Origin of the sequence: Corallococcus exiguus, assembly GCF_009909105.1 — a bacterium.
Taxonomy (GTDB): Bacteria; Myxococcota; Myxococcia; order Myxococcales; family Myxococcaceae; genus Corallococcus; species Corallococcus exiguus.
In genome coordinates this window covers 1,352,809-1,376,552 of sequence record NZ_JAAAPK010000001.1, presented here as the reverse complement: position 1 = coordinate 1,376,552, position 23,744 = coordinate 1,352,809, and the positions used below count along the sequence as shown (strand labels likewise).

Below are 23,744 nucleotides of genomic sequence, written 5' to 3'. Positions count from 1 at the left end.
GGTGGGCGGGTTGTCGGCGCGGGGGCCCTCCCCGTAGAGTCGGGGGGCCTTGGCTCCCGCGCTGAAACTGCTCATCCCTTTGTTGACGGCCCAAATCGAAGGCCTGCCCGGACAGGACTCCGGGCCGGACTACGACCGGCCCGTCTCGTCCATCACCACCGGCTACATCGAGCTGCTCGAGAAGAACAGCCACATCGTCTACCCGGTCATCGCCGTGGTGACGCTGCTGCTCATCGGCTGGGGCATCCTGTCCGCGTGGAGAACGCAGGACATCGACGGCCTGCAGAAGAACGAGTTCAAGCGCGCCATCATCAACCAGCTGCGCTCCAACCTGAGCGGCATGCCCGGCGACCTGCTGGGCCGCACCATCGGGTTGGACCGGCTCAAGACGAACCGCCTGCTGGAGGAGATGCAGACGGAAGGACTCGTCCTGAGCCACACCAACTCCGAGCGGCTCACCGTGTGGCGCGTGCGCGGCGCAAGCCCCGAAGCGAAGCCGCGCCGCTACTAGCGCCTCGCGGCGTCTTCAGACGCCGGACAGCTCCGACTTCGGCTGGCGCGTCATCAGGTCCACGACGGCCATCTTGGCGTTCTTGCCCTCATAGGCGATGAGGTAGACCTGCTCGCAGATGGGCAGCTCCACGCCCGTCTTGAGGGACAGGTCGCGCGCGCTCTTGGCGGTCTTCACGCCCTCGGCGACCTCCTTCATCTCCGCGAGGATGTCCGGCAGCTTGCGGCCCTTGCCCAGCTCCATGCCCACGTGGCGGTTGCGGCTGAGCTCGCCCGTGCAGGTGAGCACCAGGTCGCCCATGCCGGACAGGCCGGAGAGCGTCAGCGGGTTGGCGCCCTTGCGCACCGCGAGCCGCGTAATCTCCGCCAGGCCGCGCGTGATGATGGCGGCCCGCGCGTTGTGGCCCATGCCCAGGCCGTCCGCCATGCCCGCGGCGATGGCGATGACGTTCTTCAGCGCGCCGCCGTACTGCACGCCCACCACGTCCGTGGACGTGTACGAGCGGAAGGTGTCCGTCTGGAGCGCCTTCTGACAGCGCTGGGCCACCTTGTCCCAGTGCGACGCGATGGTCACCACCGTGGGCATGCGACGGGCCAGCTCCTTGGCGAAGCTGGGGCCGGAGAGCACCGCGACGTACGGGTGGAACTCCTCCGGCAGACAGTCCTCCAGCAGCTCCGTCATGGTGAGCAGCGTGCCGTTCTCGATGCCCTTGGACACCGTGACGAGCGGCACGCTCTTGGGCAGGAAGTCCTTGGCGCGCGCGAGCACCTCACGGGTGGCGTGGCTGGGCGTGGCGAGCACCACCATCTCCGAGCCGGCCAGCGCCTCCTCCAGGTCCGTGGTCGCGCGCACGCGCTCGGAGAGGGGGATGCCCTTGAGGTAGGTGGCGTTCTCGTGGTGGGTGTTGATGGCCTCCACGGCGGAGGGCTCACGGCCCCACAGGCGGACTTCGTCGCAATTCACCGCGAGCACGTTGGCGAGCGCCGTTCCGAACGAACCTGCACCGATGACACTGCCGCGCATGAGCTGACCTCGGGTCGAGAGGGGGAAGGGGGATTTCAGAACAGCGTGGACACCACGCCCACGGACAGCGTGGGCATGAACTCCGCGTCCGAGGAGCGGCTGCGGAAGTCGCCACCGAACGAGACAGCGTAGGACGTCTTCTCACCCACGGGAAACTCCGCCCCCAGCCGGACGAGGACGGACGCATCCAGCTTCCACGCGGGCGGCACACCGGACAGCGGATCCTTCTGGATGGGGTCCATGTCGAAGGCCATCAGGGCGCGGACATCCAGGTACGGCCGCCACGCGCGCGGGCTGTCGCCCTGGAAGGACGCCACCAGCCCCGGGGCCACGTTCCAGTCGCGCCGGCCGCTCAGGTAGCGCGCGCCCTTGTCCTCGGTGTCCGGGGGACGCAGGAAGAACGCGTGGCCGCCGTCCACCACGAAGGCGAGGCTGACGTTGTCGCTGTCCAGGAGGGTGAAGCGGACGCTGGCGCGCAGCTCGGTCATCAGGCCGTAGACGGTGTCCACGCCCAGCCCCAGGTCCAGGTGCTCCAGCACGCCGTACATGCCGCGCGCGGACACGAAGGGAAAGCCCAGCTCCATGCCCACGCCCGCGTGTCCGGAGCCCAGTGACCGGCCGCCGTAGAGCCCGTAGCGGTTGGGGGCCTGGGGTGGAGGCGGCGGACGGGGAGCCTTGACGAGACGGTGCGCGGATGGCGGCTCGGCGAGTGGCGGCGGAGCGGCCCGGGGCGGCGGAGGCGGCGGAGGCGGCGGAGGCGGCGCGGGGACAGGAGCGGGGCTGGAGGCGCCGGGGAAGGACTCCCAGCCCTCGGCTTCGGGCGGCGGCTGAACGCGGGAGGGGACTTCCTCGCCGGGAGCGGCCTGGGGACTCGCGGGAGCTGGTGGGGCTTCGGAAGCGGGCTTGCCGGGTTCGCTCCAGGACTCGTCGGGGGTCGCGCTCCGGGGAGCCGGACTGGACGTCTGGGCCCGGGCGGGAATGGCCGGCGCCAGGACCATTATCGACAGGCTGAGGAAACCGGGGAGGCGCATGGTGGAGGAAGGCAGGCAGCCTAGCCCACGCTCCGCCCATGAACGAGGCCGGCCTGCCCGACCTCTCCCCCGCCATCCGGTCGCGTCCGGAAAGCGGCAGCCGCGCCACAATGCTGATGACGGAGGCCGGGCACGGTCTACCATCCGCGCCGCGCGCATGGCGTCGGTGAGGAGAGCCAACGGGATGAGGGTCGGACGGGGTGCACTGCTGATGGCGCTCGCCCTGGGCGCGTGCAGCAGGCCCGGTGCGGGCACGGACGCGACGGGAGCGTCGGATGCGGGGGCCATCGGGATTCCGGGACGGCCGTCCACACTGACGCTGCCCTCGTGCGAGGAGTTGCTTCCGGCGGACCTGCGCGACCTCACGCTGAACGGCTTCACGATGAAGGAGGAGCGCGCGTGTCCCACGTGCGGGCCCGTGTGCTCGCTGCGTTCAGCGGCGCTGGCGGGCGTGTCCGTGTCGGTGACGTATGACTGCCAGCCGAACTACGCGAACGCGGATGTGCGCGCGCTGCTCGAGCCCACGCTGAACGTGGGCGGCGAGGAGATTCCGGCGCTGGGCAAGGCCGCCGCGCGCCGTAACCCCGTGCAGGGCATGACGCAGGTGGTGGCGTGGGATGACGACACGCCGTGCGTCGTGGTCGTGACCTGGCTGGGGGATGACCCCGACCGCGCGATGGACGTGGCCCGGCTCGCGGTGACGTCGAATCACGGCGTGAGGGATACGACGGCGGACGCGGGCTCGGAGCTTCCGGCCGACGCGGGGGACGGCCTTCTGCGGGATGAACCGCTGGAGCCGATGGACAGCCTCACCGCGCCGCGCGCGGGTTCGAAGGACCTGCTCTCCGCGCCTCCGGGCACGGGCGCCCAGAAACCGTCGCCTGTCCCCTCCCCGCGTCCTGTCGCGCCAGTGCCCGCGAGTCCGAAGCCCGTGGCGCCCGCACCGGTTGCGCAGTAGCCCGCGGCGGACTCAGTAAGGCCACTTCGCGATGGCGTAGGCGTGAGTGGCCTTGTGATTGAGCCACACGAGCAGCAGTGCCACCGTCCAGCGCAACGCCTTGGGACGCGTGGCCAGCCAGTCGCCCGCGACGAACATGACCGGGAAGAGCACCGCGCCGAAGCGGAAGGCATTTCCCAGGTCGCCTTGAGGCAGCATCACCAGAAGTGACAGCAGGACATAAAGGCCCAGGGCCCGGTCGCGGCGCCACAACATCACCCCGAACACCAGCCACGCGGCCCCGAAGACGTTCCGCAGCACCAGCCAGCCGTTGAATCCCTTGTGCCAGGGATTGCCGAACCACAGCCCCCGGATGGCGCCCCAGACAGAGTCCACGTGATTCCACTCCCGCTGGGCCTTCAGGAACATGAAGGGGTCACCGGAGCGGCTCCACTCGAAGACGAGCAACCCTCCGAACGCCACCAGCGACAGACACCCCATGAAGCCGAACCGCACGAAGCGCTCGCGCCACGACGGTTCGCGCATGGCGGCCAGGAGCGCGGCGGCGATGGCCACGAAGCAGCCCTGGTTGCGCGTGAAGATGCACAGCGAAACCAGCACGGCCGAGGGCAGGAGCAGCCCACGCGAAGCACACGCCAGGGCCCCGAACGACAGGAGCAGGAAGAGCCCCTCCGTGTGGTGCGAATGGAGCGCGAAGCTGGCGGGAGCGTAGAGGAAGACGAACCACCCCCAAGGCGTCCGGGCCGTCATCCCTTCGCGCTCCGGCCCCTGCCGCGCCCAATGGGTGTTCCACGCGACGAAGCCCAGCAGACATGCCGTGGACAGGGCCGCGCCGACGACCTGGGGCGGCAGCGTGCCCCCCAGCCCCTGCCGCACCAGCCAGACCAGGCCCGGGTACAGCGGCAGGAAGGCCCAGAGGGGCCATGAGTAACCCTCCAGGACCAGCGTGCTGTAGTGGTGCGAGTCCCAGCGATCCAACACCAGGAGCAGAGGGAGGTCCCGGCGCCAGGCCGTCCAGGCCCAGAGCCCGAAGTGGTGGACCAGGAGCAGCGCCACCAGGCCCCAGGGCGAAGACGCGATCTTGAGACGGAGCGAACCCGCCGACTGAGAGGTGGGACCCATGAGCGGGGGTCTCCATGCCCTCGCGGCACGGCTCAAGCAAGAACCCTGCACTGCGCGGTCATCCCCAGAGGGAATGACCGCGCCGGTGCGGTTCGCTCCCCGCTACAGCGTCTCCAGGTACGCCACCAGGTCGTCCATGTCCGCGTCGGACAGCCCCGCCGTCGTGCCGTGCAGGTTCGTCTCGCGGCCGTTCATCAGGCGGGCCTTGAGCGTGGGCGCGCTGCCGTCATGCAGGTACGGCGCGGTGCGGCTCACGCCCAGCAGCGACGGCGTGTTGAGCCCCGTCTTGATGACCTCCGCCGCGTCCTGCAGCACGCCCGAGAGCACGAACGTGCCCACGTCCACGTTGCGGTTGTCCGTGAGCGCCGCGCCCGTGTGGCACGTGTCGCACTTCGCCTGCGTGAAGAGAGCGGCGCCGCGCGTCTGGGACGCCGTCAGCGGCTCGCCATGGAACGCGTTGTCCGGCGCGGGGATGGCGTCGATGAACGCTCCCAGCTTCGCCACCGTGTCCGCGTCCAGTTCCTGGCCGCCCATGCGGTCCTTCACCGTGGCGCTCATGAAGTCCCCCAGCGCGGAGAACTCGCCGCTCCAGTGGAAGGGCGCCGTCGCCGTGGTCATGCGACCCGCCAGGCTGGGCGTCTGGCGCGGCCCGTCCGGGAAGCCCCACACGTGGCCGTCCTCGCGGCCCTCCAGGTGGCACGACGCGCAGGACACCGCCACGGACGGGCTGGTCATCCGCGCATCCACCGCGCTGAAGAACAACCGCCGGCCCGCCGCGGCCATCGGAGTCAGCGTGTCGCCCACGATGACCAGGCGCTCGCCCTCCTCGCGGATGTCCCCGAACGCGTTGCCGCTGGACCCCAGCGTGCTGACCGTGTGGTCGAACGCGTTGTAGACGTACGCCTTGCGACCGTCCCGCGTGAGCGCGATGCCGTTGGGGCCCGCCCCCACGGCAATCAGCTGCCGCACCGGGCTCGTCTCGTTCACCAGGTCCGAACCGGAGCGGCGCCACGAGGGCAGGATGGCCACGTTGTTGGAGTCCTGGTTCACCAGGAACAGCCACGCGCCCGTGGGGTCCACCACCGCCGCCGCCGGCCCCTGCAGGGGCGTATCGAACAAGGGGCTCGCGACGAGCGACGTGGGATAGTCCGGCTTCTCCTCCGGCGGCGGCTTGCACTCGTCCAGGTCGTCCACCACCGGGCGGGGCGCTTCGTCCTCCGCGTCGAAGGTGATGAGCCCCGCGGCCACCACGCCGCCACCGGCCGACGCGCCGCAGGGGGTCCCGCCGCCGTACATCGACTCTCCCGGATTGGGTCCGCGGCCGTCCACGGGCCCGCCCAGCGGATCCTCGCGCGACCACAGCACCGGCGCGAAGAGGCGACGGCCATCCGGAGCGCTCAACAGGTCCACCATGCCGCGCGACCGGAAGGAGCGCGGGCCCTGCTGGGGATTCATGGGCAGCGGCTCGAACTCCGAGGGGGCAGCAGAGGGCGACGGCCGGTTCGCCTTCGCAAGCAGGTCCGTGCCGCCGCGCATCACCTGGGGCTGGTTCGCGTCCGACAGGTCCACCGTCATCACGTCGCCCTGCCGGAACAACGACACCGCCGCCTTGCGGCCGTCCTCCAGCAGCGCGATGCCTCGCGGCTCCTCGCCCAGCGGCAGCTCCCAGCGCGCCGTGAGCGTGCCCGTGTCGATGGCGGTGAGGCTGCCCCGCGCGGCGGACTCACGCATGGCGCTGTTCACCACGTACAGCGTGCTGCCATCCGGAGACAGCGCCATCCCCGTGGGCTCCACGCCCACTTCAACGCGCGCGGCCTCCACCGCGTCTCCCTTGCGGATGACGGACACGCTCCTGCCGCCCCGGTTCGTCACGTACACGGTGTCGTCCGGGCCCACCGCCACGCGCTCCGGACGCGGGCCCACCCGCACCTCGGACACCTTCTCCCGGCGCGCGGTGTCCACCACGGCGAGGATGCCGTTGTCCGCGTCCACCACGTAGAGCAGCGAGTCGTCCCGGCTGAGCGCCACGGACCCGGAGGAATTGCTCCAGGTGCCCGCGACCTCACGCTCCTTGCAACCCGACAGCACCAGCGTCGTCACCGCGCACAGCGCGGCCCATCCCTGCCGTCGCATCGGAAATGCCATCCCCTCCCGCGAAGGCTTTCGCGCGCTCCTCCGGCCCCACCCTGCGCGCATGCCCCACGGCCTGTTCGGGAGCGTGCCGGCCCTGCTCACACGCCTTCCCGAGGGCCGCATGCTCGCTCACCCGCCCCCCGAAGTCGACGCCCTCTCCACCCGCCGTGCGCCTCCGGACAATGTCGGGAAGACTCCCCCCTCCCCCAAAAGCCGCGAGCACCCGGCCGCCGTCGCGTGTAGACACGGGGGGCCGTGTCTCGTCCCGCGCCCGTCATCCTCAGCTTCCGACGCACGTTCGCGCTGCTCATCCTGCTGGTCGTGCTGCCGTCGGCCGGCCTGTCCGGCTTCGGCGTCGTGGCCATCATCAACGAGCGCGCCGCGGTGGAGAAACGCCTGGAGGCCGCGTGGCGGGGGACGCTGGCGGACCTGTCCGCGGAGGTGCCTCGCGCGCTCAACAGCGGACGCTTGGAGCGCGTGGGCAGCGAGCGGCTGGCCTTCCTCCTGCCGGATGACCAGGAGCTGTCCGACCCGGACGGCACCTTCCACGTGGAGAACGGTCTGGTGCGCACGAAGGACCCGCAGCTGGCGGAGTCCCTGGCGGCGCTGGTGCCGGAAGCCGCTTCGCTGCCCACCGTGCCCACCGTCTTCTCGCTCTCCACGAGCGGCCGCGCGGTGATGGTGGCCGCCGAGCGCCAGGGCGCCACCGTGCGGGGCGTGCGGCTGTCAGGCGTGGCGTTGGACTCGCTCCTGTCGGACAAGGCGCAGGGCCGGGCCACGTCGGAGCCCGTGCGCTTCACGCTGCTGCCCGTGCCGCGCGACACGTCCAGCGAGGGCGGGCTCGTCAACCGGCTGATGTCGGAGGTGGCCCAGGCCCGGCAGAACGCGCTGGGGCAGCCGGTGCTCGCGGAGCGGGTGCTGTCCGCGCCGTTGCAGGACTTCCGCCTGGTGGTGCTGCCCATGGGCGAGGATCCGGTGGCGAGCGCGTCCACGCGCAACCGCGCCGTGTACGGCGTGCTGCTGGGCCTGTTCTACCTGACGCTCACCTTCGGCGTGGGCTACACGGCCCGCGTGCTCTACCGCGAGGCGCGCCTGTCGCGCATGAAGACGGACTTCGTGTCGCTGGTGAGCCATGAGCTGCGCACGCCGCTCACCTCCATCCGGATGTTCATCGAGACGCTGGCCCTGGGCCGGCTGAAGGACCCGGCGCAGCAGCAGGAGGTGCTGGACCTGCTCACGAAGGAGACCGAGCGCCTGTCGGACCTCATCGAGCGGGTGCTGGACTGGGCACGCATCGAGAGCGGCCGCAAGGTGTACCAACGCGAGTCCCTGCCGGTGACGGACGTGGTGGACGCGGCGGTGGTGGCCTTCCGCACGCAGCGCCACGGCGACGGCATGGAGTTCACCGTGAAGGTGGACGACGGGCTCCCCCATGTCGACGTGGACCGGGTCGCCGTGGCGGGCGCGCTGCTCAACCTGTTGCAGAATGCCTACAAGTACAGTGGGCCCACCCACCGCAGAATCGCCCTCCGGGCACAGAGAGACGGCGGACACGTGAACCTGTCGGTGGAGGACAACGGAGTGGGCATCGCCAAGAAGGACCGCAAGCGCATCTTCGAGCGCTTCTACCGGGTGGACAATCTGCTCACGCGCAAGTCGGAGGGCAGCGGCCTGGGGCTCGCCATCAGCAAGCGCATCGTGGACGCGCACGGCGGCCGCATCACCGTGAAGAGTGAGCCCGGCCAGGGCAGCTGCTTCACCCTCCAGCTCCCGGTGAGCCGCGCATGAGCACCTCCGTTCCTCAAGAGGAGAAGCCCCAGCGCATCCTGGTGGTGGAGGACGACCTGTCCATCCTCACTGGCGTGTCCATGAACCTGCGCTTCGAGGGCTACGAAGTGCTCCAGGCCCAGGACGGCCGCACGGGCCTGGCCAAGGCGCTGGACGAGGCGCCGGACCTGCTGGTGCTGGACCTGATGCTGCCGGAGCTGAACGGCTACGAAGTCATCCGCGAGTTGCGCCAGCGCGGCCGTGACACGCCGGTGGTGGTGCTGTCCGCGCGGGGCCAGGAGTCGGACAAGATCCTGGGTCTCAACCTGGGCGCGGACGACTACGTGGTGAAGCCCTTCGGGCTCCAGGAGCTGCTCGCGCGCATCAAGGCGGTGCTGCGCCGCCGGTTCGGGGCCACGGGCATCACGCCGCCGCCGGTGACGTTCGGGGACGTGAAGGTGGACCTGTCCCAGCGCACGGTGGCGCGCGATGGACAGCAGGTGGAGCTGACGGCGCAGGAGTTCAAGCTGCTGGCGCACTTCCTGGCGCACCCGGGCCGCACCTTCACCCGCGAGGAGCTGCTGTCCGGCGCGTGGGGCTACCACTACGAGGGCAGCGCGCGCACGGTGGACAACTTCATGCGCCAGCTGCGGCTGAAGTTCGAGTCGGATCCGGAAGCGCCCCGGCACTTCCTCACCGTGCGAGGACTGGGCTACCGCTTCGAGCGGTGAACGCCGCTCAGGTCCCGGCAACGCCAATCTGGCGCAGGTCCTCCAGGTCGAAGGGCTTGCCGTCGAAGCGGCCGAAGCGCTCGCGAAGGGTGAGGCCGCTGGCGGTGAGGGCGGTCTCCAGTTCCTCCGGCAGGAAGTGCTTCAACTTGAGGCGGCGGATGGGGCTCTGTCCGCCGGCCGGACGCCGCTCGCGCAGGTGCAGCGCGAAGAGGGGGCGGCGAGGCTCCACGGCGGCGCCGGGCTCGTCGTCGTCGCGAGGCAGCACGGGTTCGCGCGGGGCGTTGAGCACGTCGTAGATGAAGGTGCCGCCGGGGGCCAGGTGGTGGCGCACGGTGGCGAGGAACGCCTCCAGGTCATCGCGGCCGGACATCAGGCCCAGCGCGTGCTGCGGGGCGAGCACCAGGGGGAACTGCTCCGGCAGCCGCAGCGCGCGGGGGTCGGCGGCGATGAGGCGCGTGCGCTCGGAGACGTCCGGCGATTCGGAGGCGCGGCGCTCCTCGGCGGAGCGGATCATCGCCTCGGAGGGGTCCACGCCGACGGTGGAGAAGCCGTGGCCCGCGAGCGACCAGGGCACCCTGCCGTTGGCGGCGCCCAGCACGAGCACGGGGCCTCCGTGTTCGGAAGCCTGCCGTGTGTAGAAGACGAGGTCCGGCTCCTGTCCCACGAGGGACAGCGGGGTGCGGCCGCGTGCGTCGTTGCCTGCCATTGCCCAGGCCCTAGCACGGTTGGGGGCCGCTCCGGGACCCCGGCGTTCACACAATGGGCAAACGGTTGCCCACGCCCTGTCGAGCAACGGACGCCCACCGGTGACGTCCCAACGGTGGCCGGCCCTCCGGGGCTGGCACCCTCCTTGCCTTGATGGCCACGAACAATGACTTCGTGCCGGGGGACCTTCTCCCGGCCCAGTGTGAGGTGGTCGGCATATGAGGCACGGGTGGCGGTGGACGGGAGCGCTCCTCCTGGTGGGAGCGCTGGGGTGGACGGGCTGCGGCGGGGACGACGGCGACACGCGACAGGTGGATGACCCGGTGGTGCCGGTGACGCCCGTGGAGGATCCGCGGTTGCCGGACGCGGGCACGGGCGAGGTGGACGCGGGCACGGATGCCGGCACGAGCACGGATGCCGGAACCGACGCCGGCACCGGGACGGATGCGGGCACGGGCACGGACGCGGGAACCGGTACCGACGCGGGCACGGATGCCGGCACCGACGCGGGCACGACGGAGCAGGTGCAGACCTATCCCCTGCCCTCCGCGCCGGGCTGGACGTTCTACAACCAGGAGCAGGGCGCGCCGCGCTACGTCTACGGCATCTCCGCGGACCAGGGCGGCAACGTCTGGGTCGCGGGCGGCGAGGAGGGACTGTTCCTCATCAAGAAGGGCTCCAACACGATTCAGCGCTTCACGATGTCCGACGGGCTCCATCCCTTCGGCCGCATGCGTGACGGCGTGGGTGGTCCTCCGCCGGGAGTGCCGTACCTCAAGGTCATCTCCGTGGCGGGTGGCCCTGACGGAACGGTGTTCGTCGGCTACGCCGGCAAGCCGCCCAAGGCGGGCATGCCCACCTGCGAGGACGAATGGGATCAGGCGGAGAACGCCCACCGCGAGCCGGACGCCAGCGTCTACAAGAGCGGTGACGCGGACAAGGTGATGCTCAAGGCGGACGGCACGATTGATGTCGTGCACTACGACATCCACACCGGCCCCAAGAAGGTGGGCGCGGAGCTGCGCGGACGCGAGAAGCTCTGCACCGTCTACCGCATCGCCTACGACCCGGTGAAGGAGGTCGTCTGGTTCGGCGGCAATCACGGCTTCGCCATGGGCGACGCGAAGTTCAACGGCATCGTCCCGTCGTACTGCTGGGATCCGCGCCCCTGGAACACCGAAGGCTTCAAGTGGGAGTTCGAGTGCGCGGGACTCTATGAGCACGTGCACCCCGCCATCTCCGGCTCCAAGGGCGAGCTGCTGTCGGACCGCTACTACGGCGTCTCCATCACGGAGAACCACGACGTCTTCTTCGGTGGGCAGATCCGCTCCACGCGCTTCCGCTACGGCACCAACGGGGACGACTACTGGTCGGCCCAGAGCGAGACGGAGGACGCGGGCTACGAATGGAACCGCTTCGACATCTGGCCTGACGCCGTGCCGAACTACCCCACCGCTGCGCAGCGCGTGGACGACAACGTCTCCGGCATGGCTCCGGCGTCCAACGGCGGCGTGTGGGTGAGCTCCTTCTACTTCGGCCTCGCCCGCCTGAGCGCCGACGGAGCCGTGGAGACCAAGGTGATGCAGGACCTGGTCAACTACGCGCCCGCCAGCGGCAGCAACCCCGCGATGGCCCCGACCTCTTCCGTGGCGACGGACCCGTGGGATGGAAGCCTCTGGGTGGGCGCCAACTGGTGGGGCGGCATCACGCGCCTGAAGGGTGGCGGCACGGTGAAGTACAGCGGTGACGTCTTCGGCAACGTGCTCACCTCCGTCAGCAGCGTGTCCGACATCCAGTTCGACCGCTCCGCCGGCAAGCGCCGCGTCCTCGTCTCCTTCGAGGGCACCAAGAACGCGAAGACCGGCGTCGTCACCCCGGGCCTCATCGGTATCTACGAAGGCGACTGACGCCGCATCCACACCGAAGTCCTGACACGGCCGTCCTTCCCGTCATGGGGAGGGCGGCTGTTGTCTTGGCGCCCACCTGGGCCACCGCGATGCTTTCATCCTGAAGTATCCCAACCCGCGGACGTCGCGGGCGTCTCGCACCGCGAGAAAACAAACTGGCACGCACGCTTTTGACGCGCCGTGCCCGGCTACCCACCTGCCGGGCACGGCCTGCACCGACAGACAGCCCGCGCGGGCCGGAAGCCGTCTAGAATCCCGCCCGCTCATGTCCACCGTCCCTCCCGCCCCCATCCCCGCGCACACCGTCGTCGTCGCCCGTGCGCAGGCGGAGCGACTGTCCGCCCAGCGCTTCCACCTGGTGCTGCTGGACACCGAGCGCGCGGGCACCGTGTACCCGCTCGCCACGGAGGACCTGCGCGTCGGCAAGTCCACCGACAACGACGTCGTCATCGACCACCCCACGGTGAGCCGCAACCACCTGGTAGTGCGCCGTCAGGGCGACCGCTTCCTCGTGCAGGACCTGGGCTCCACCAACGGCACCTTCCTGGACGGCGCCCAGGTGCGCGAGGCCTACCTGCGCCCCGGTGCCCTGCTGGAAGTGGGCGACGTGCGCCTGCGCTTCAGCCCGCAGATGACGCCCGTGCAGGTGGAGCCCACCGTCGAGGACCGGCTGGGCGACCTCGTGGGCCGCAGCGTGCCCATGCGGCAAATCTTCGCGCTGCTCCAGCGCATCGCCCCCACGGACTCCACCGTGCTGCTCGTGGGCGAGACGGGCTCCGGCAAGGGCGCGGGCGCCAAGGCCATCCACAAGTTGAGCCCCCGCACGGCCGGACCGCTCGTCGTGTTCGACTGCGCCAGCGTGTCCGACTCGCTCATCGAGTCCGAGCTGTTCGGCCATGAGAAGGGCGCCTTCACCGGCGCGGTGGGCCAGCGCATCGGGTGCCTGGAGCGCGCCCACGGCGGCACCCTCTTCCTGGACGAAATCGACGACCTCGCCCTGGACCTGCAGCCCAAGCTCCTGCGCGCCATCGAGGACCGCGAGTTCCGCCGCCTGGGCTCCTCGACCCCCATCTCCTTCGACGCGCGCATCGTCGTGGCCAGCAAGAAGGACCTGTGGGCGGAGACGCAGGCGGGCCGCTTCCGCGAGGACCTCTACTTCCGCCTGTCTGTCTTCACCTTCAGCCTGCCACCCCTGCGCGACCGCAAGGAGGACATCCCGCTGCTCGTGGAGGCCTTCGCCGGCGAAGGCCTGTGGCCCCGGCTGCCGGAGAAGATTCAAGAGCAGTTCCTGGGGCACACCTGGCCGGGCAACGTGCGCGAGCTGCGCAACGCCCTGGAGCGCGCCCGGCACATGGTGGACATCCCAGGCCTCACCGGGGACAACCTCCTGCGCGAGTTCACCCGCGACGTGCCCACGCCCGCCGGGGACTTCCTGCCGGTGGAGTTCACCGGGCCGTTCAAGGTGTGCAAGGACGAGCTCGTCCGCGCCTTCGAGCGCGAGTACCTCACGCGCCTGTTGGGCCGCGCCCGAGGCAACATCGCCCGCGCCGCCCGCGAGGCGGAGCTGGACCGCAAGCACCTCTATTCACTGCTGCACAAGTACGGGCTCGTTCAGAGCGAGCCGGACTGACGCCTTCGTGGCATGGTGCGGCCGCTTTCACGCGGTCCCCCATCCCCCAGGAGGGCTTCATGAAGTTGCGTCCGTCCCGCTGGCTCGGTGTGCTGTGCGCGGGTGTCTTGATGATGAGTGCGACGGGCTGCTTCGGCTCGTTCAAGCTCACGACGAAGATCTGGCAGTTCAACAAGGGCATCTCCGGCAACAAGTTCGTCCAGTGGCTGGTGTTCCTCATCTTCGTCGTGGTGCCCGTCTATGAAATCGGCACGCTGGTGGACGCGCTCGTCGTCAACAGCATCGAGTTCTGGACCGGCAGCAACCCGGTGAGCAGCGTGGAGGGAGAAGACTCCAACACGCGCATCGTGAAGCTGGGCCCCACCGACACGCTGAAGATGTCCCGCGACGTGGAGTCCGGCGTCATGCGTCTGGAGTTGCAGCGCGAGGGCCAGGAGCCCGTGGTGCGCTACTTCGAACCGCTGGAGGACGGCATGGTCGCGCGCGACGAGGCGGGCGCCCTGCTCATCCGCGCGCAGGGCCAGACGGACGGCGCGGTGAAGGTGACGGACGCCACCGGCTCCACCGTGACGGTGCACGCACGGGACGCGGTGGACGCCGCGCGCCAGCTCTTCCTGGACGGCGGCGCGCCGGCGCTCGCGCGGTTCGCCACGCACCAGGGACAGCTCTCCCAGGGCATGGCCACGCTCGACACCTGCACGCCGTAAGAGAAGACCCAGGGCTTCCGGTTCGCGTCACCGGAAGCCCCGGAGTGATTCAGGGCGCGGGCTCGTCGCCCACCACGTCGCCCAGGTCTGGGCCGAAGCCCGCGTCGAGCGCCAGGGAGTTGAACGTCCCCTCCATGCTGCGCCCCGCGCCGTAGCCGTCGCCCTTCTTGAACGACAGGGAGAAGTCTCCGCGCGTGGCCTCGCCCACGTTGCCGCCTTCGTCCAGCACCAGGTCGCCGCGCTCCACCTGGGTGAAGACGCGCGCCGGTTCGCCCGCGGCCACATGCACCACCGACGCGCGGTCGCGGCCAGAGGGCGTGGTGCCGCCGAGGTTCACCTTCGTGCCCGGCTTCATGTCCACGCCTTCCGTGTCCACGGTGAGCCGCGCGACCAGGTCCACGTCCAGGCCGTTGTTGCGGAAATAGCTCACCTGGAGCGCCTCCGGATTGCGGCGGATCTCCACCCTCGACACGTCGGTGACGGGGAACAGCTCCGACACGCTGCCGGACAGCTCGTTGTCTCCCCGGCACGCGATGACACCCGCGCCGCTCAGCACGGCCGCGAGCCCCAGCGCCGCCACGGCGCGTCCCGCGAGGCTCACCGCTCCACCGCCAGCGTCAGGGCCTGCGTGCCGCCCGCGCGGTAGAGCACCACGCGCTGGCCGGAGGACAGGAACGCCAGCTTCGGCGACCAGCCACCCGCCGTGTCCACCGTCACCTCGCGCCACTGGTCCTCCACGCGCGTGGCGATGATCAGCGCGTCGTCAGCCGGCGAGCAGCTGCCCTCGTTGCGCCCGGACTCCAGCGAGCAGATGTGGAACGCGATGGACGGGTCGTGCGTCTTCGGGTCGAACGCCAGCGACGGGTACCAGGCGCCGGAGCCCGTCTGGTACACCGGATCCGGCGTCGTCCAATCCCCCGCTGCCGCGCACTTCGTCCCCGTCGTGCCCGCGCAGGTGATGAGCGTGAGCCGGCTGCTGGAGCGGTCCACCGCCGCGATGCCGAAGCCGATGGTTGAGTCATACGCCATCGACGCGCCCAGCATCGTGTTGCCCACCGCCTGCACCTGCACCGGCGGCGTCCACGTGGTGCCGTCCGTGTTGCGGCGCTGGAAGTACACGTTCTGCCCCGGCGCGTCCGCGGCCCCAAAGGCCTGGTCGAACACCAGCGCCGGCTGATCACCCGCCATCAACATCTGCAGGTGCCCGCCGTACGCGCCCTTCTGGTCGCCGCCCGACGCCACCACCCGGTGCTGCCACGCCGTGGGCCCGCCGCTGGCCAGCTCCACGTCGCTGCCCGCCCAGTCCTGCTGCGGGAACTGTCCGTTGTGTCCGTCGCGGTAGACGACCAGGGCCTGGCTGCCGCTGAAGACGATGGAGGGATTGAGCCCCACCAGGTAGCCCGTGTCGCTCACCGGGTTGCCCGACACGGCCTCGTCACCATGGGTGACGGCGATGCGCTCGGTCCAGGTGCCATTCGCGTTGCGGTAGGACACCGCCAGGTCGCTCTGGAACCAGAAGATGGAGTCATCGCTTCCACCGCCCAGGTAGCTCACCGCGGGCTGTCCGGACGGGCTGAACGCCAGCGACACGCCGTACACGCGCTGCACGGTGGCGATGGTCTCCGCCTGTGCCTGCACCTGGCCGTCCTTCACCTCGCGGTAGCGAAGCGCGGAGTCCTTGTCGTTCAGCTTCACGTAGTACGCGATGCCGATGCGGTCGTCCGGGCCCACCGCCATCGCGATGTTGGAGATGGCGAGCTGCTCGCTCGGCTCCGTGTCCACCGTCAGCCGCACGAAGGGCGTTTCCGTCGTTCCGCCATCATCCTGCGGCTTCGAGCCCGCGTCCGGGTTGGCCGGCTTGCCGCCGCCACATCCCAGCGCGAGCGCCGCTCCCAGTAGCCACGCGTGCCGTTTCATGCGGTCCTTCTCCTTGGTTCAGTCGGCCTGGTTGAGCGCGCCATCCTATGTCAGCCGCGCGCGTTGTCCGTCACGCCTCGCGGTGCGGACCCACGTCACGCACGCGGTGGGCGGCCAACCGACCCCGGCCCCTTCTCAGGTGCCGTGAAACACACGCACCTGGGATAGGCTCGCGCGCCATGGCTCGCGCGCGTTCGCTCCCCCCGAAGCTGTCCCGGCGCACCTTCATCCAACGGCTCACCTTCTTCGGCGGCGGCGTGGTGCTGCTGGGTGGCATTGCGTGTAAACGTTCGAAGGAGGCGGAAGAGAAGAAGCCTGCGGAGCCCACCGGCACCACCTCCGCCGGCCAGGCCCTGCGCACCTTCTCCGCCTTCGAGTACGCCGTCGTCGCCGCGGCCGTGGAGCGGCTCCTCCCCCGCGACGAGGACCCCGGCGCCCAGGACGCGGACGTGGCGCTCTACATCGACCGCATCCTGGAGACGCAGGGGCTGGAGTCCATGCACCGCGACTTCCTCCAGGGCCTGTCCGCGCTGGAGCGCCGCGCGCAGCGCATGTTCCAGAAGGGCTTCGCGCAGGCCACGCCCGCCCAGCAGGACGAGCTGCTCGCTATCTTCAAGGACAGCCCGGCCGGCAGCGGCGAGGCCCACTTCTTCGAGCTGTTGATGACGCTCAGCCTGGAGGGCTTCCTGGGCGACCCGTCCTACGGCGGCAACAAGGGCCGCGTGGGCTGGCGGCTGATGGGCTTCGACACCGTGGGCACGCTCGCCATGGCGCCCCCGGAGGGATACGACGGGCCCAAGTGCCTGCGCGAGTGCGGAGGTCACCACCCGTGAGCCTGCCTTCCGTGGACGTGTGCATCGTGGGCAGCGGCGCGGGCGGAGCGCCGCTCGCGCTGGAGCTGGGGCGCGCGGGCTTCAAGGTCGTGGTGCTGGAGAAGGGCCGCCACTACCAGCCCAAGGACTTCGTCCACGACGAGATCCTCAACAGCCGCCGCAACTTCTTCATGCCGCTGCCGTGGGAGGAGCCGCACCTGGTGCGCCAGGGGGCCAAGGGCCGCTACGAGCGCAGCAACGCCGCGTGGACCGCCAACTGCGTGGGCGGCGGCACCGTGCACATGAGCGGCTTCTTCTACCGCCTCAAGCCGGTGGACTTCCGCCTGCGCTCCACGCTGGGCGCCGTGCCCGGCACCACCGTGGCGGACTGGCCCATCTCCTATGAGGAGCTGGCCCCCTTCTACGACAAGGCGGAAGCCGAGCTGGGCGTGTCCGGCCAGGCCATCCCCCACCCCTTCGCGGAACCCCGCAGCGGCCCCTACCCGCTGCCGCCCCTGGATGTGCACCCGGTGGCGTCCGAAATCGACAAGGTGTGCGCGGCCATGGGCTGGCACGCCCTGCCCACCGCGCGCGGCATCATCAGCAAGGCCTACAAGGGCCGCTCGCCGTGCGCGTACTGCGCGCTGTGCGGCAGCTACGGCTGCGAGACGGGCGCCAAGAGCAGCACGCTCGCGAGCCTCATCCCCAACGCCATCGCCACCGGCAACGTGGAGGTGCGCCCGGGCAGCATGGCGCGCTCCATCGAAGTGGATAAACAAGGCCGCGCGAAGAGCGTGGTGTACCTGGACAAGGACGGCGTCGCGCAGGAGCAGCCGGCGAAGGTCATCATCGCCTCCGCCACCGCGGTGGAGAGCGCGCGCCTGCTGCTCAACTCCACCTCCAGCCGCTTCCCCAACGGGCTCGCCAACGGCAGCGGGCTCGTGGGCAAGAACCTCCTCTTCAGCTCCTTCGGCGGCTCGCGGGCGCACTTCCGCGTGTCGAAGCAGAAGACCGCGCGGCCGTGGCTCACGGACCCGGCGCCCTTCGTCAACCGCAGCCTCCAGGACTTCTACGTGATGCCGGACGCGCGCCACGGCTTCCGCAAGGGCGGCACGCTGGGCTTCATGTGGGCGCACCCCAACCCCATCTACGCGGCGGTGGGCCTGGCGGGCAGCGGCAAGTCCGGCGTGTTCGGCAAGGAGTTGAAGGACCGCATGCGCGCGTACCGCGACTCGCGCATCCTCGAGTTCGAGGTCTACGCGGAGTTCCTCCCCACGCCCGGCACCTCCGTCACCGTGGAGCCCGAGGTGAAGGACAAGTACGGCATCCCCGTGGCCGCCATCACCCTGGACCGGCACCCGGCGGACTTCGCCGCCACGCGCTTCCTCGTGGAGCGAGGCGAGGAGGTGTTGATGCGCCTGGACCCGGACAGCGTGGAGCGCGTGGGCACGCAGGGTGAGACGACCATCCTCCAGCACGGCACCTGCCGCTTCGGCAACGACGCGGCGGCCTCCGTGCTGGACAAGCACTGCCGCGCGCACGAAGTGCCGAACCTCTATGTCGTGGACGGCAGCTTCATGCCCACCGGCGGCAGCGTGCCCTCCACGCTCACCATCGCCGCCAACAGCTTCCGCGTGGCGGACCACCTGGTGCGCACGCTCAAGGGCTGAAGCCGCGCGCCGCTGACGCGCTACTGGAGGCGCAGCGGCGTCACGTCCACCTTCACCACGTAGCGCGCCTGCATGTCGGAGTCGAACTCCACCAGGTGGTCACCCACGCCGGTGACGTCCGCCTGCTGGGTGAAGACGCCGAACTTCTCCATCTGGTCCAACGCCGCGCGGCCCGTGGACGCCTTGCGCTGCCGTGCGCGGCAGCCCTCCTCGTGCACGGTGATGGCCGTCTCCTCTCCCGCCGCCGTCACCTCCTCCAGGTAGAAACTCACCTTGATGGTGGAAGCCTCCGGCACGCGCACCAGCACCTGCCCGCGGCCAGGGAAGCGACCTTCGGAGTAGCTCTCCGGCCCGAGGATGCAGCCGGCGTACTCACTGCACACGGGCCAGGACGCCTTGCAGACATCCAGCACGCGCGCGCCGATGAAGTCATCCCGCGAGCCGCCGCATGCGCCGAGCATCAATCCCATTACAGCGCACGCCAGTCGCGAGACATTCCGTGTTACAACACCAGACATTCTTCTGAACCTCAGCGAGGAGTGGATGTCCATGCGCATGCGCAACCTGTGGCTGCCCCTCACCATCATCGCCCTGGCGGGCTGCGGAGACGAGTCCGAGGACCTGCCGAACACGCCGCAGCTGCTCATCGACCGTACGGAGCTGAGCTTCGACACGGAGTTCTCCGCGGGGACCTACGTGGGGGCGACGACCTTCAACACGCTCTACATCGAGAACCGCGGCCTCCAGACGCTGGAGCTCACCGAGGCCTCCATCTCCGGACCCAGCGTCTTCACCATGAAGAAGCCGGAGGACTGGCCGGAGAACGGCCCCCTGAAGCTGGAGACCTACAAGCGCACCTTCATCGAGGTCGCCTTCAAGCCCAACGCCGCGCAGGAGTTCACCGGCAAGCTCACCCTCAAGTCCAACGCCGCCAACGGCGAAACGCGTGAGCTGACGCTCAAGGGCAAGGGCGTCGCGGCGCCGAAGCCGTAGTCCCGGCGAAGGCGGCGGAGGCGTGAAGCCCCGCCGCCCGCCCGGCGCTGCTACCGGGTGAACTGGCAACCGCCCACCCACGTGCCACCGTCCTGCGTGGGCGCCGGGCACGACGTGGGCGAGCCGCCATCCGCCGCCGTGTAGCTGCGCGGGTAGTCGCCGTAGCCGGTGCGCAGCGTGTAGCTCACGGGCGTGTAGTCCGTGCGCTCGGTGGCGCTCACCGCCACCTTGAGCGTGCCGCCCTGGATGAAGCGCCGCTCCAGGCAGGAGCACGTGTAGGGCGCCACCGTGACGCGCGTCGTGGTGGCCGTCTTCTCCAGCTGGTACAGCGCCTGGTAGCTGCTGAGCGGCGCGCTCGCGGAGGTGTGCCACGCGCGCATCGCCGTCGGGTTGTAGGCCAGCGTCAGCGCGCCGCCCGTGCTGGTGGTCGTCACCGGCATGCACCCGGTGGTGCCGCCGTCCGTGGCGGTGCCGTCGCAGAAGGTCAAATCCAGCGCCAGTCCGTGCGGCGTGCCGCCATCCGGCAGGTTGTCCACGTCCCACTGCACCAGCCACGCCGCGTCCTCGGGCGCGCTCAGCGCGGGGAGCTGGTACTCGAAGGTGTCCGTGTCGGAGGGCACCGCGTCGTAGTCCGTGGGGCCGCGCACGCCCAGGCCCGTGGCGCGGTCGTTGTTCCGCAGCCGGCCGTGGCCGTGCGTCAGCTGGCCCTTCGCCTCGAAGGTGGCGTTGCCCACCGGCAGGTTGCCCGTGCCCACGTCGCCGAGCGTCTTGGAGCGCGGCTGCTCCACGCCTCCGCTGTAGGCGTTCTCTTCTTCCGTGTCCTCCGCCGCCCAGGACACCTCCAGCCGGTAGTCACGGTCATCCGCCCAGTTGTTGCCGTCGTCCTGCACCACGAAGTGGTACGTCACCTCCGTGCCGTGCGAGGGCACCGGCAGCGCGCCCTGGAAGTTGCTCAGGCCGGCGAAGCGCGCCGGGTCGGACTCCTCGCGCACGGACTGGATGCACAGCACGGCCTCCGCGTTGTTGCAGTAGGTCTGCACCAGCCCCGGCGCGTCGGGGTGCTCGCGCGTGTCGCGCGGGCACACGGCCGGGTTGTTGGAGCAGGTGGCGCGCTGCTCCGCGGTGACAGTCGTGCTGACGGTGCTGAACACCAGCACCTGCCGGTCCGCCAACTGGCCCAGCGGCAGGGGCAGCGGGTCGAAGCGCGTGGTGGTGGGCCGCTCCGTCAGCCGGTAGCGCAGCACGCTCGGCTTCGTCAGGCTGGACAGCTTCACCGCGAACCAGTCGCGGTCGCCCACGTAACCCAGCCGGCCCTCGAAGGTCGTGGTCGCGCCCGTCGTCCCCAGGTTGTTCGAGTACGCGCGGGCGTAGGCGTCGTTGTCCCCGGACTGGTCGCGCGGGTCCTCCTCGTCCACCACGCGCACCTCGACTTCATACGGCTGGCGCAGGTCGCCCGCGGGCACGGGATCGTTGTTGCCCTTGTACCCCTTCACCACCAGGGTCCAGGTGCCCGCCAGCTTCACCTTGCGCGCGGTGGCCATCACGCCCGGGTGCACCTTGGGCAGCACGTTGCCCTCCGACTCCTTGTCGGTGCCGTTGGGGCGCAGCAGCTCGTAGGACAGGCGGTAGTTGGGCGCGAAGCCCTGGTCCGGCGCGGTGATGCGCACGTAGGCAATCTTCCCCGCCGTCAGCGGGAAGCTGAAGCGGTCCACGTCGTTGTCCGTGGCCAGGTAGCCCTGCGCGGTGCCCACCTGCACGGCGCCCTGCGCCGCCAGCGCGATGGGCGTGGGCGTGACGTCGTTGGGCTCGTTCGTGTCCGGGTTCTCCAACAGCTCCACGGTGAGCCGGTAGGCGTTGCGCGCGTCGTAGTTGGGGCGCGCGGGGTTCGTGGGCGCGTCCCGCACCACGATGATGAGCTGCGTGCTGGGCGTGCCGTACGGCAGCACGATGTCCACCGGCTTCGGCGCGCCCGCGCCGTGCTGGTCCGACTTCGTCACCAGAGAGGTGTCCTTGTCCTTCTCCCGCACGGAGATGGACAGGTTCACCGGCGTGCTGGACGCCAGGTACGTGCCGGTGACGTGCACCAGCGTGCGCGCGTTGGCGGTGGCGGGGATGTTGACGCGGTACCAGTCCTCGTCACCGGCCTTCACGTCGCCCGTGAGCGCCAGGTAGCGCTCCATGGGCACGCCGGGCTTCAGCTCGCAGTCCGCGTTCGTCAGCGCCTCCTCGCGGTTGTTGCAGAGGTCCTCCACCACGCCCGTGCCGGCGTCCGGCGTGTCCTCCCCGCCGGAGGAACAGGCGGCCAGCAGGAGGAGCGCGAGCGGGAGCAGTCGGGTGCGAAGGCGCATGGGGGAAGTCCGGGAGGCGAAAAAGAAGTCAGGGGACGGGCGAGAGGGTCGGGGCGACGCCGGGGCAGCCGTCCACGAAGTCCTCGGGGTTCACGCGGATGACGCCATCCGGAGGCGACTTGATGCCGCCCACCGGGTAGCGCACGGAGTCCACGCGGAAGGTGCGCACCAGCGTGCGCGCGGTGGGGTCGTCCGCAGGCAGCATGGCCACGGAGAGGTAGATGTCGTTGTAGCCCGCGCCGCGCTGCACGGTGCCGGCGTCCACGCCGCCGTCCACACCCCCGTCGGCGATCATCGCGATGGTGGGCGCCAGCAGCACGTTGTCCACGCGGAAGCGGTAGCACTGGCGGCCCTGGTCATCCACCGGGCCGTCCGCCTCCATGCTGTAGCGGTACGCGTCCGAAGCCAGGTTCGCGGTGTCCACCTGCAAGGGGCGCATGTGCATGCGCAGCTCGCTGCGGTTGGTGAGGCCGTCCGTGTCCGGGTCCTCGTCCAGGTCCTTGCTGGAGCCCTGCGTGCCGCCGCGCCACTCCATGCCGTCCGGCACGCCGTCGCCGTCGCTGTCCTGGAGGGTGGCGTTGGTGCCGATGAACTGCTCGTCGCAGTCCAGGAGGCCGTCGCAGTCCGTGTCCACGCCGCGCAGCGCGGGCGGGCAGCCCTTGTCCAGACCGCCGCCGTCCGGCTGCGCGACCTGCGTGGGGTCGAACTGCACGCCGCGGTCGCGGAAGTACACCTCCACGCCGTCGCTGAAGCCGTCGCCGTCCGTGTCGCGCAGGTTGGGGTTGGTGCCCAGCTCGTACTCGCGCGCGTCGGAGAGGCCGTCTCCGTCCGTGTCCGCCTCGTCCAGCGGGCTGCCCGGGGGCGCGGAGAAGTTGGAGGCCACGAAGTCCTTCACGATGAAGGCGCGGCGCACCTGGCCGAACTGGAAGTTGAGGAAGTTGATGGGCTCGTTGTTGCGGAAGTCGCGGAAGTTGCCGCCGCCCAGCGTGGCCATCTTCTCCAGACGGTCCGCGTTCTGGTTGATGATGAGCAGCGGGCAACCGCCGTCGCCGAAGCCGCCGTCCTCCGCCACCAGGTCGCACACGGACGGCACGGGCTGGATGGGGTTGAAGACGTGCACGGTGTTGAAGCGCACGTCCTCCACCAGGTCGCGCAGCTGGCGGATGCGCACCACCGCGTCGCCGCGGATGAGTTCGTCGTCCTGGTTGTTCGTGGGCTTGCCGTCCGACAGGAAGATGACCGAGTAGCGCGCCTGAGCCAGCGCGTCGCTCCCGCTGGGCTGCTGCCGCGCCCGCGCGATGTCCGTGTTGATGAGCGAGTAGATGTCCGACAGCGGCTTGACGAAGTCCGTCGAGTCCCGGTTCGGTGACGTGTCCGTGTTGCGGAAGGTGAGCAGCTTCTCCGTGAGGATGGCCTTCGCGGTGGCGTCCAGCCGCGACACCTGCACGAACCCGTCCTCCAGCGGCGGCCCCGGGTTCTGCGTGAGGAACGCCGTGGTGCTGCCCGCGAAGAGCATCACCGCGATGGAGACCTCTTCGTCCTGCGGGAGGTTCTCGATGAGGTCCACCAGCGCCGTGGCGCGCACGCCGTCCGGGTCGCTCACGCGCATGGACTGGCTGGCGTCCATGGCGACGATGATCTTGATGGGCCGGATGACCTCATTGGCGCCCAGCGTGCAGAAGCGCCCGTCCAGCGCCACGGCCCGGTCCGCGGGCACGTCCGTGTCGCGGCGCGGGTCATAGAGGTACGAGTCCGTACAGGCCATCACCACGGCGAACC

The 23,744-nt window shown here is 70.3% G+C and carries 20 protein-coding genes; 10 read left to right on the top strand and 10 right to left on the bottom strand.

Annotated features, from left to right (window positions below):
* Positions 1–49: 49 nt before the first annotated feature.
* The gene (locus tag GTZ93_RS05660; protein WP_233596986.1) at positions 50–511 is read left to right on the top strand and encodes a hypothetical protein; all 462 of its coding nucleotides are present in this window, start codon (positions 50–52) and stop codon (positions 509–511) included.
* Positions 512–526: 15 nt separating this feature from the next.
* On the opposite strand, the gene GTZ93_RS05655 is transcribed toward GTZ93_RS05660, so the two are convergent.
* Both GTZ93_RS05655 and GTZ93_RS05650 read right to left on the bottom strand, forming a co-directional pair.
* Positions 527–1,534 (bottom strand): NAD(P)H-dependent glycerol-3-phosphate dehydrogenase, encoded by a 1,008-nt coding sequence (locus GTZ93_RS05655; protein ID WP_121753734.1) that lies wholly within the window; start codon positions 1,532–1,534, stop codon positions 527–529.
* 35 nt (positions 1,535–1,569) lie between these two features.
* Positions 1,570–2,565 carry a hypothetical protein gene (locus GTZ93_RS05650; RefSeq protein WP_261777596.1) on the bottom strand — a complete coding sequence of 332 codons (996 nt, stop codon included), beginning with the start codon at positions 2,563–2,565 and terminating at the stop codon, positions 1,570–1,572.
* Between the two features lie 184 nt (positions 2,566–2,749).
* Here GTZ93_RS05650 and GTZ93_RS05645 point away from each other — a divergent pair, with 184 nt between their 5' ends.
* Complete coding sequence (locus GTZ93_RS05645) at positions 2,750–3,523, top strand: hypothetical protein (protein WP_139922335.1); 774 nt, start codon at positions 2,750–2,752, stop codon at positions 3,521–3,523.
* 12 nt (positions 3,524–3,535) lie between these two features.
* Here GTZ93_RS05645 and GTZ93_RS05640 read toward each other — a convergent pair whose 3' ends face one another.
* A complete protein-coding gene (locus GTZ93_RS05640) occupies positions 3,536–4,645 on the bottom strand; it encodes a hypothetical protein (protein ID WP_139922333.1) in 1,110 nt (369 codons plus the stop codon).
* 102 nt (positions 4,646–4,747) lie between these two features.
* Entirely contained in the window at positions 4,748–6,778 is a 2,031-nt protein-coding gene (locus tag GTZ93_RS05635) for a c-type cytochrome (protein WP_139922332.1), read from the bottom strand.
* A 255-nt stretch (positions 6,779–7,033) separates the two neighbouring features.
* On the opposite strand from GTZ93_RS05635, the gene GTZ93_RS05630 reads away from it, so the two are divergent.
* Together GTZ93_RS05630 and GTZ93_RS05625 are read left to right on the top strand one after the other, a co-directional pair.
* Entirely contained in the window at positions 7,034–8,566 is a 1,533-nt protein-coding gene (locus GTZ93_RS05630; protein WP_139922330.1) for a sensor histidine kinase, read from the top strand.
* Positions 8,563–9,276, top strand: a complete 714-nt coding sequence (locus GTZ93_RS05625) for a response regulator transcription factor (RefSeq protein WP_120581425.1) — start codon at positions 8,563–8,565, stop codon at positions 9,274–9,276. Before GTZ93_RS05630 ends, GTZ93_RS05625 begins: the two co-directional genes overlap by 4 nt.
* Positions 9,277–9,283: 7 nt before the next feature.
* Here GTZ93_RS05625 and GTZ93_RS05620 read toward each other — a convergent pair whose 3' ends face one another.
* Entirely contained in the window at positions 9,284–9,982 is a 699-nt protein-coding gene (locus GTZ93_RS05620) for a class I SAM-dependent methyltransferase (protein ID WP_139922328.1), read from the bottom strand.
* 217 nt (positions 9,983–10,199) lie between these two features.
* On the opposite strand from GTZ93_RS05620, the gene GTZ93_RS05615 reads away from it, so the two are divergent.
* The 3 genes from GTZ93_RS05615 (at position 10,200) to GTZ93_RS05605 (ending at position 14,225) form a co-directional block, all read left to right on the top strand.
* On the top strand, positions 10,200–11,888 hold the full coding sequence (locus tag GTZ93_RS05615) for a hypothetical protein (protein ID WP_139922326.1): 1,689 nt from the start codon (positions 10,200–10,202) through the stop codon (positions 11,886–11,888).
* A gap of 265 nt (positions 11,889–12,153) precedes the next feature.
* Positions 12,154–13,518, top strand: coding sequence for a sigma 54-interacting transcriptional regulator (locus GTZ93_RS05610; protein ID WP_121758585.1), 1,365 nt, complete (start codon positions 12,154–12,156; stop codon positions 13,516–13,518).
* Positions 13,519–13,577: 59 nt separating this feature from the next.
* A complete protein-coding gene (locus GTZ93_RS05605; RefSeq protein ID WP_139923548.1) occupies positions 13,578–14,225 on the top strand; it encodes a DUF3332 domain-containing protein in 648 nt (215 codons plus the stop codon).
* A gap of 49 nt (positions 14,226–14,274) precedes the next feature.
* Here the strand turns inward: GTZ93_RS05605 and GTZ93_RS05600 are convergent, their stop codons facing one another.
* Together GTZ93_RS05600 and GTZ93_RS05595 are read right to left on the bottom strand one after the other, a co-directional pair.
* Entirely contained in the window at positions 14,275–14,826 is a 552-nt protein-coding gene (locus tag GTZ93_RS05600) for a hypothetical protein (protein WP_120578943.1), read from the bottom strand.
* Positions 14,823–16,142 (bottom strand): hypothetical protein, encoded by a 1,320-nt coding sequence (locus GTZ93_RS05595; RefSeq protein WP_139923546.1) that lies wholly within the window; start codon positions 16,140–16,142, stop codon positions 14,823–14,825. The genes GTZ93_RS05600 and GTZ93_RS05595 overlap by 4 nt, the downstream gene beginning before the upstream one ends.
* Positions 16,143–16,321: 179 nt before the next feature.
* Between GTZ93_RS05595 and GTZ93_RS05590 the strand changes: the two genes are divergently transcribed.
* Positions 16,322–16,975: a gluconate 2-dehydrogenase subunit 3 family protein gene (locus GTZ93_RS05590; RefSeq protein ID WP_139923544.1), complete on the top strand. Its 654-nt coding sequence runs from the start codon at positions 16,322–16,324 to the stop codon at positions 16,973–16,975.
* Positions 16,972–18,624, top strand: coding sequence for a GMC family oxidoreductase (locus GTZ93_RS05585; RefSeq protein ID WP_161662667.1), 1,653 nt, complete (start codon positions 16,972–16,974; stop codon positions 18,622–18,624). Before GTZ93_RS05590 ends, GTZ93_RS05585 begins: the two co-directional genes overlap by 4 nt.
* 20 nt (positions 18,625–18,644) lie before the next feature.
* On the opposite strand, the gene GTZ93_RS05580 is transcribed toward GTZ93_RS05585, so the two are convergent.
* Positions 18,645–19,094, bottom strand: a complete 450-nt coding sequence (locus GTZ93_RS05580) for a hypothetical protein (protein WP_180946157.1) — start codon at positions 19,092–19,094, stop codon at positions 18,645–18,647.
* Between the two features lie 79 nt (positions 19,095–19,173).
* Between GTZ93_RS05580 and GTZ93_RS05575 the strand changes: the two genes are divergently transcribed.
* A complete protein-coding gene (locus tag GTZ93_RS05575) occupies positions 19,174–19,617 on the top strand; it encodes an Ig-like domain-containing protein (protein ID WP_169821850.1) in 444 nt (147 codons plus the stop codon).
* 50 nt (positions 19,618–19,667) lie between these two features.
* Here GTZ93_RS05575 and GTZ93_RS05570 read toward each other — a convergent pair whose 3' ends face one another.
* Together GTZ93_RS05570 and GTZ93_RS05565 are read right to left on the bottom strand one after the other, a co-directional pair.
* Positions 19,668–21,965 (bottom strand): hypothetical protein, encoded by a 2,298-nt coding sequence (locus tag GTZ93_RS05570; protein WP_139922248.1) that lies wholly within the window; start codon positions 21,963–21,965, stop codon positions 19,668–19,670.
* Positions 21,966–21,993: 28 nt separating this feature from the next.
* Positions 21,994–23,730 (bottom strand): vWA domain-containing protein, encoded by a 1,737-nt coding sequence (locus GTZ93_RS05565; protein WP_120578946.1) that lies wholly within the window; start codon positions 23,728–23,730, stop codon positions 21,994–21,996.
* Positions 23,731–23,744: the final 14 nt, after the last annotated feature.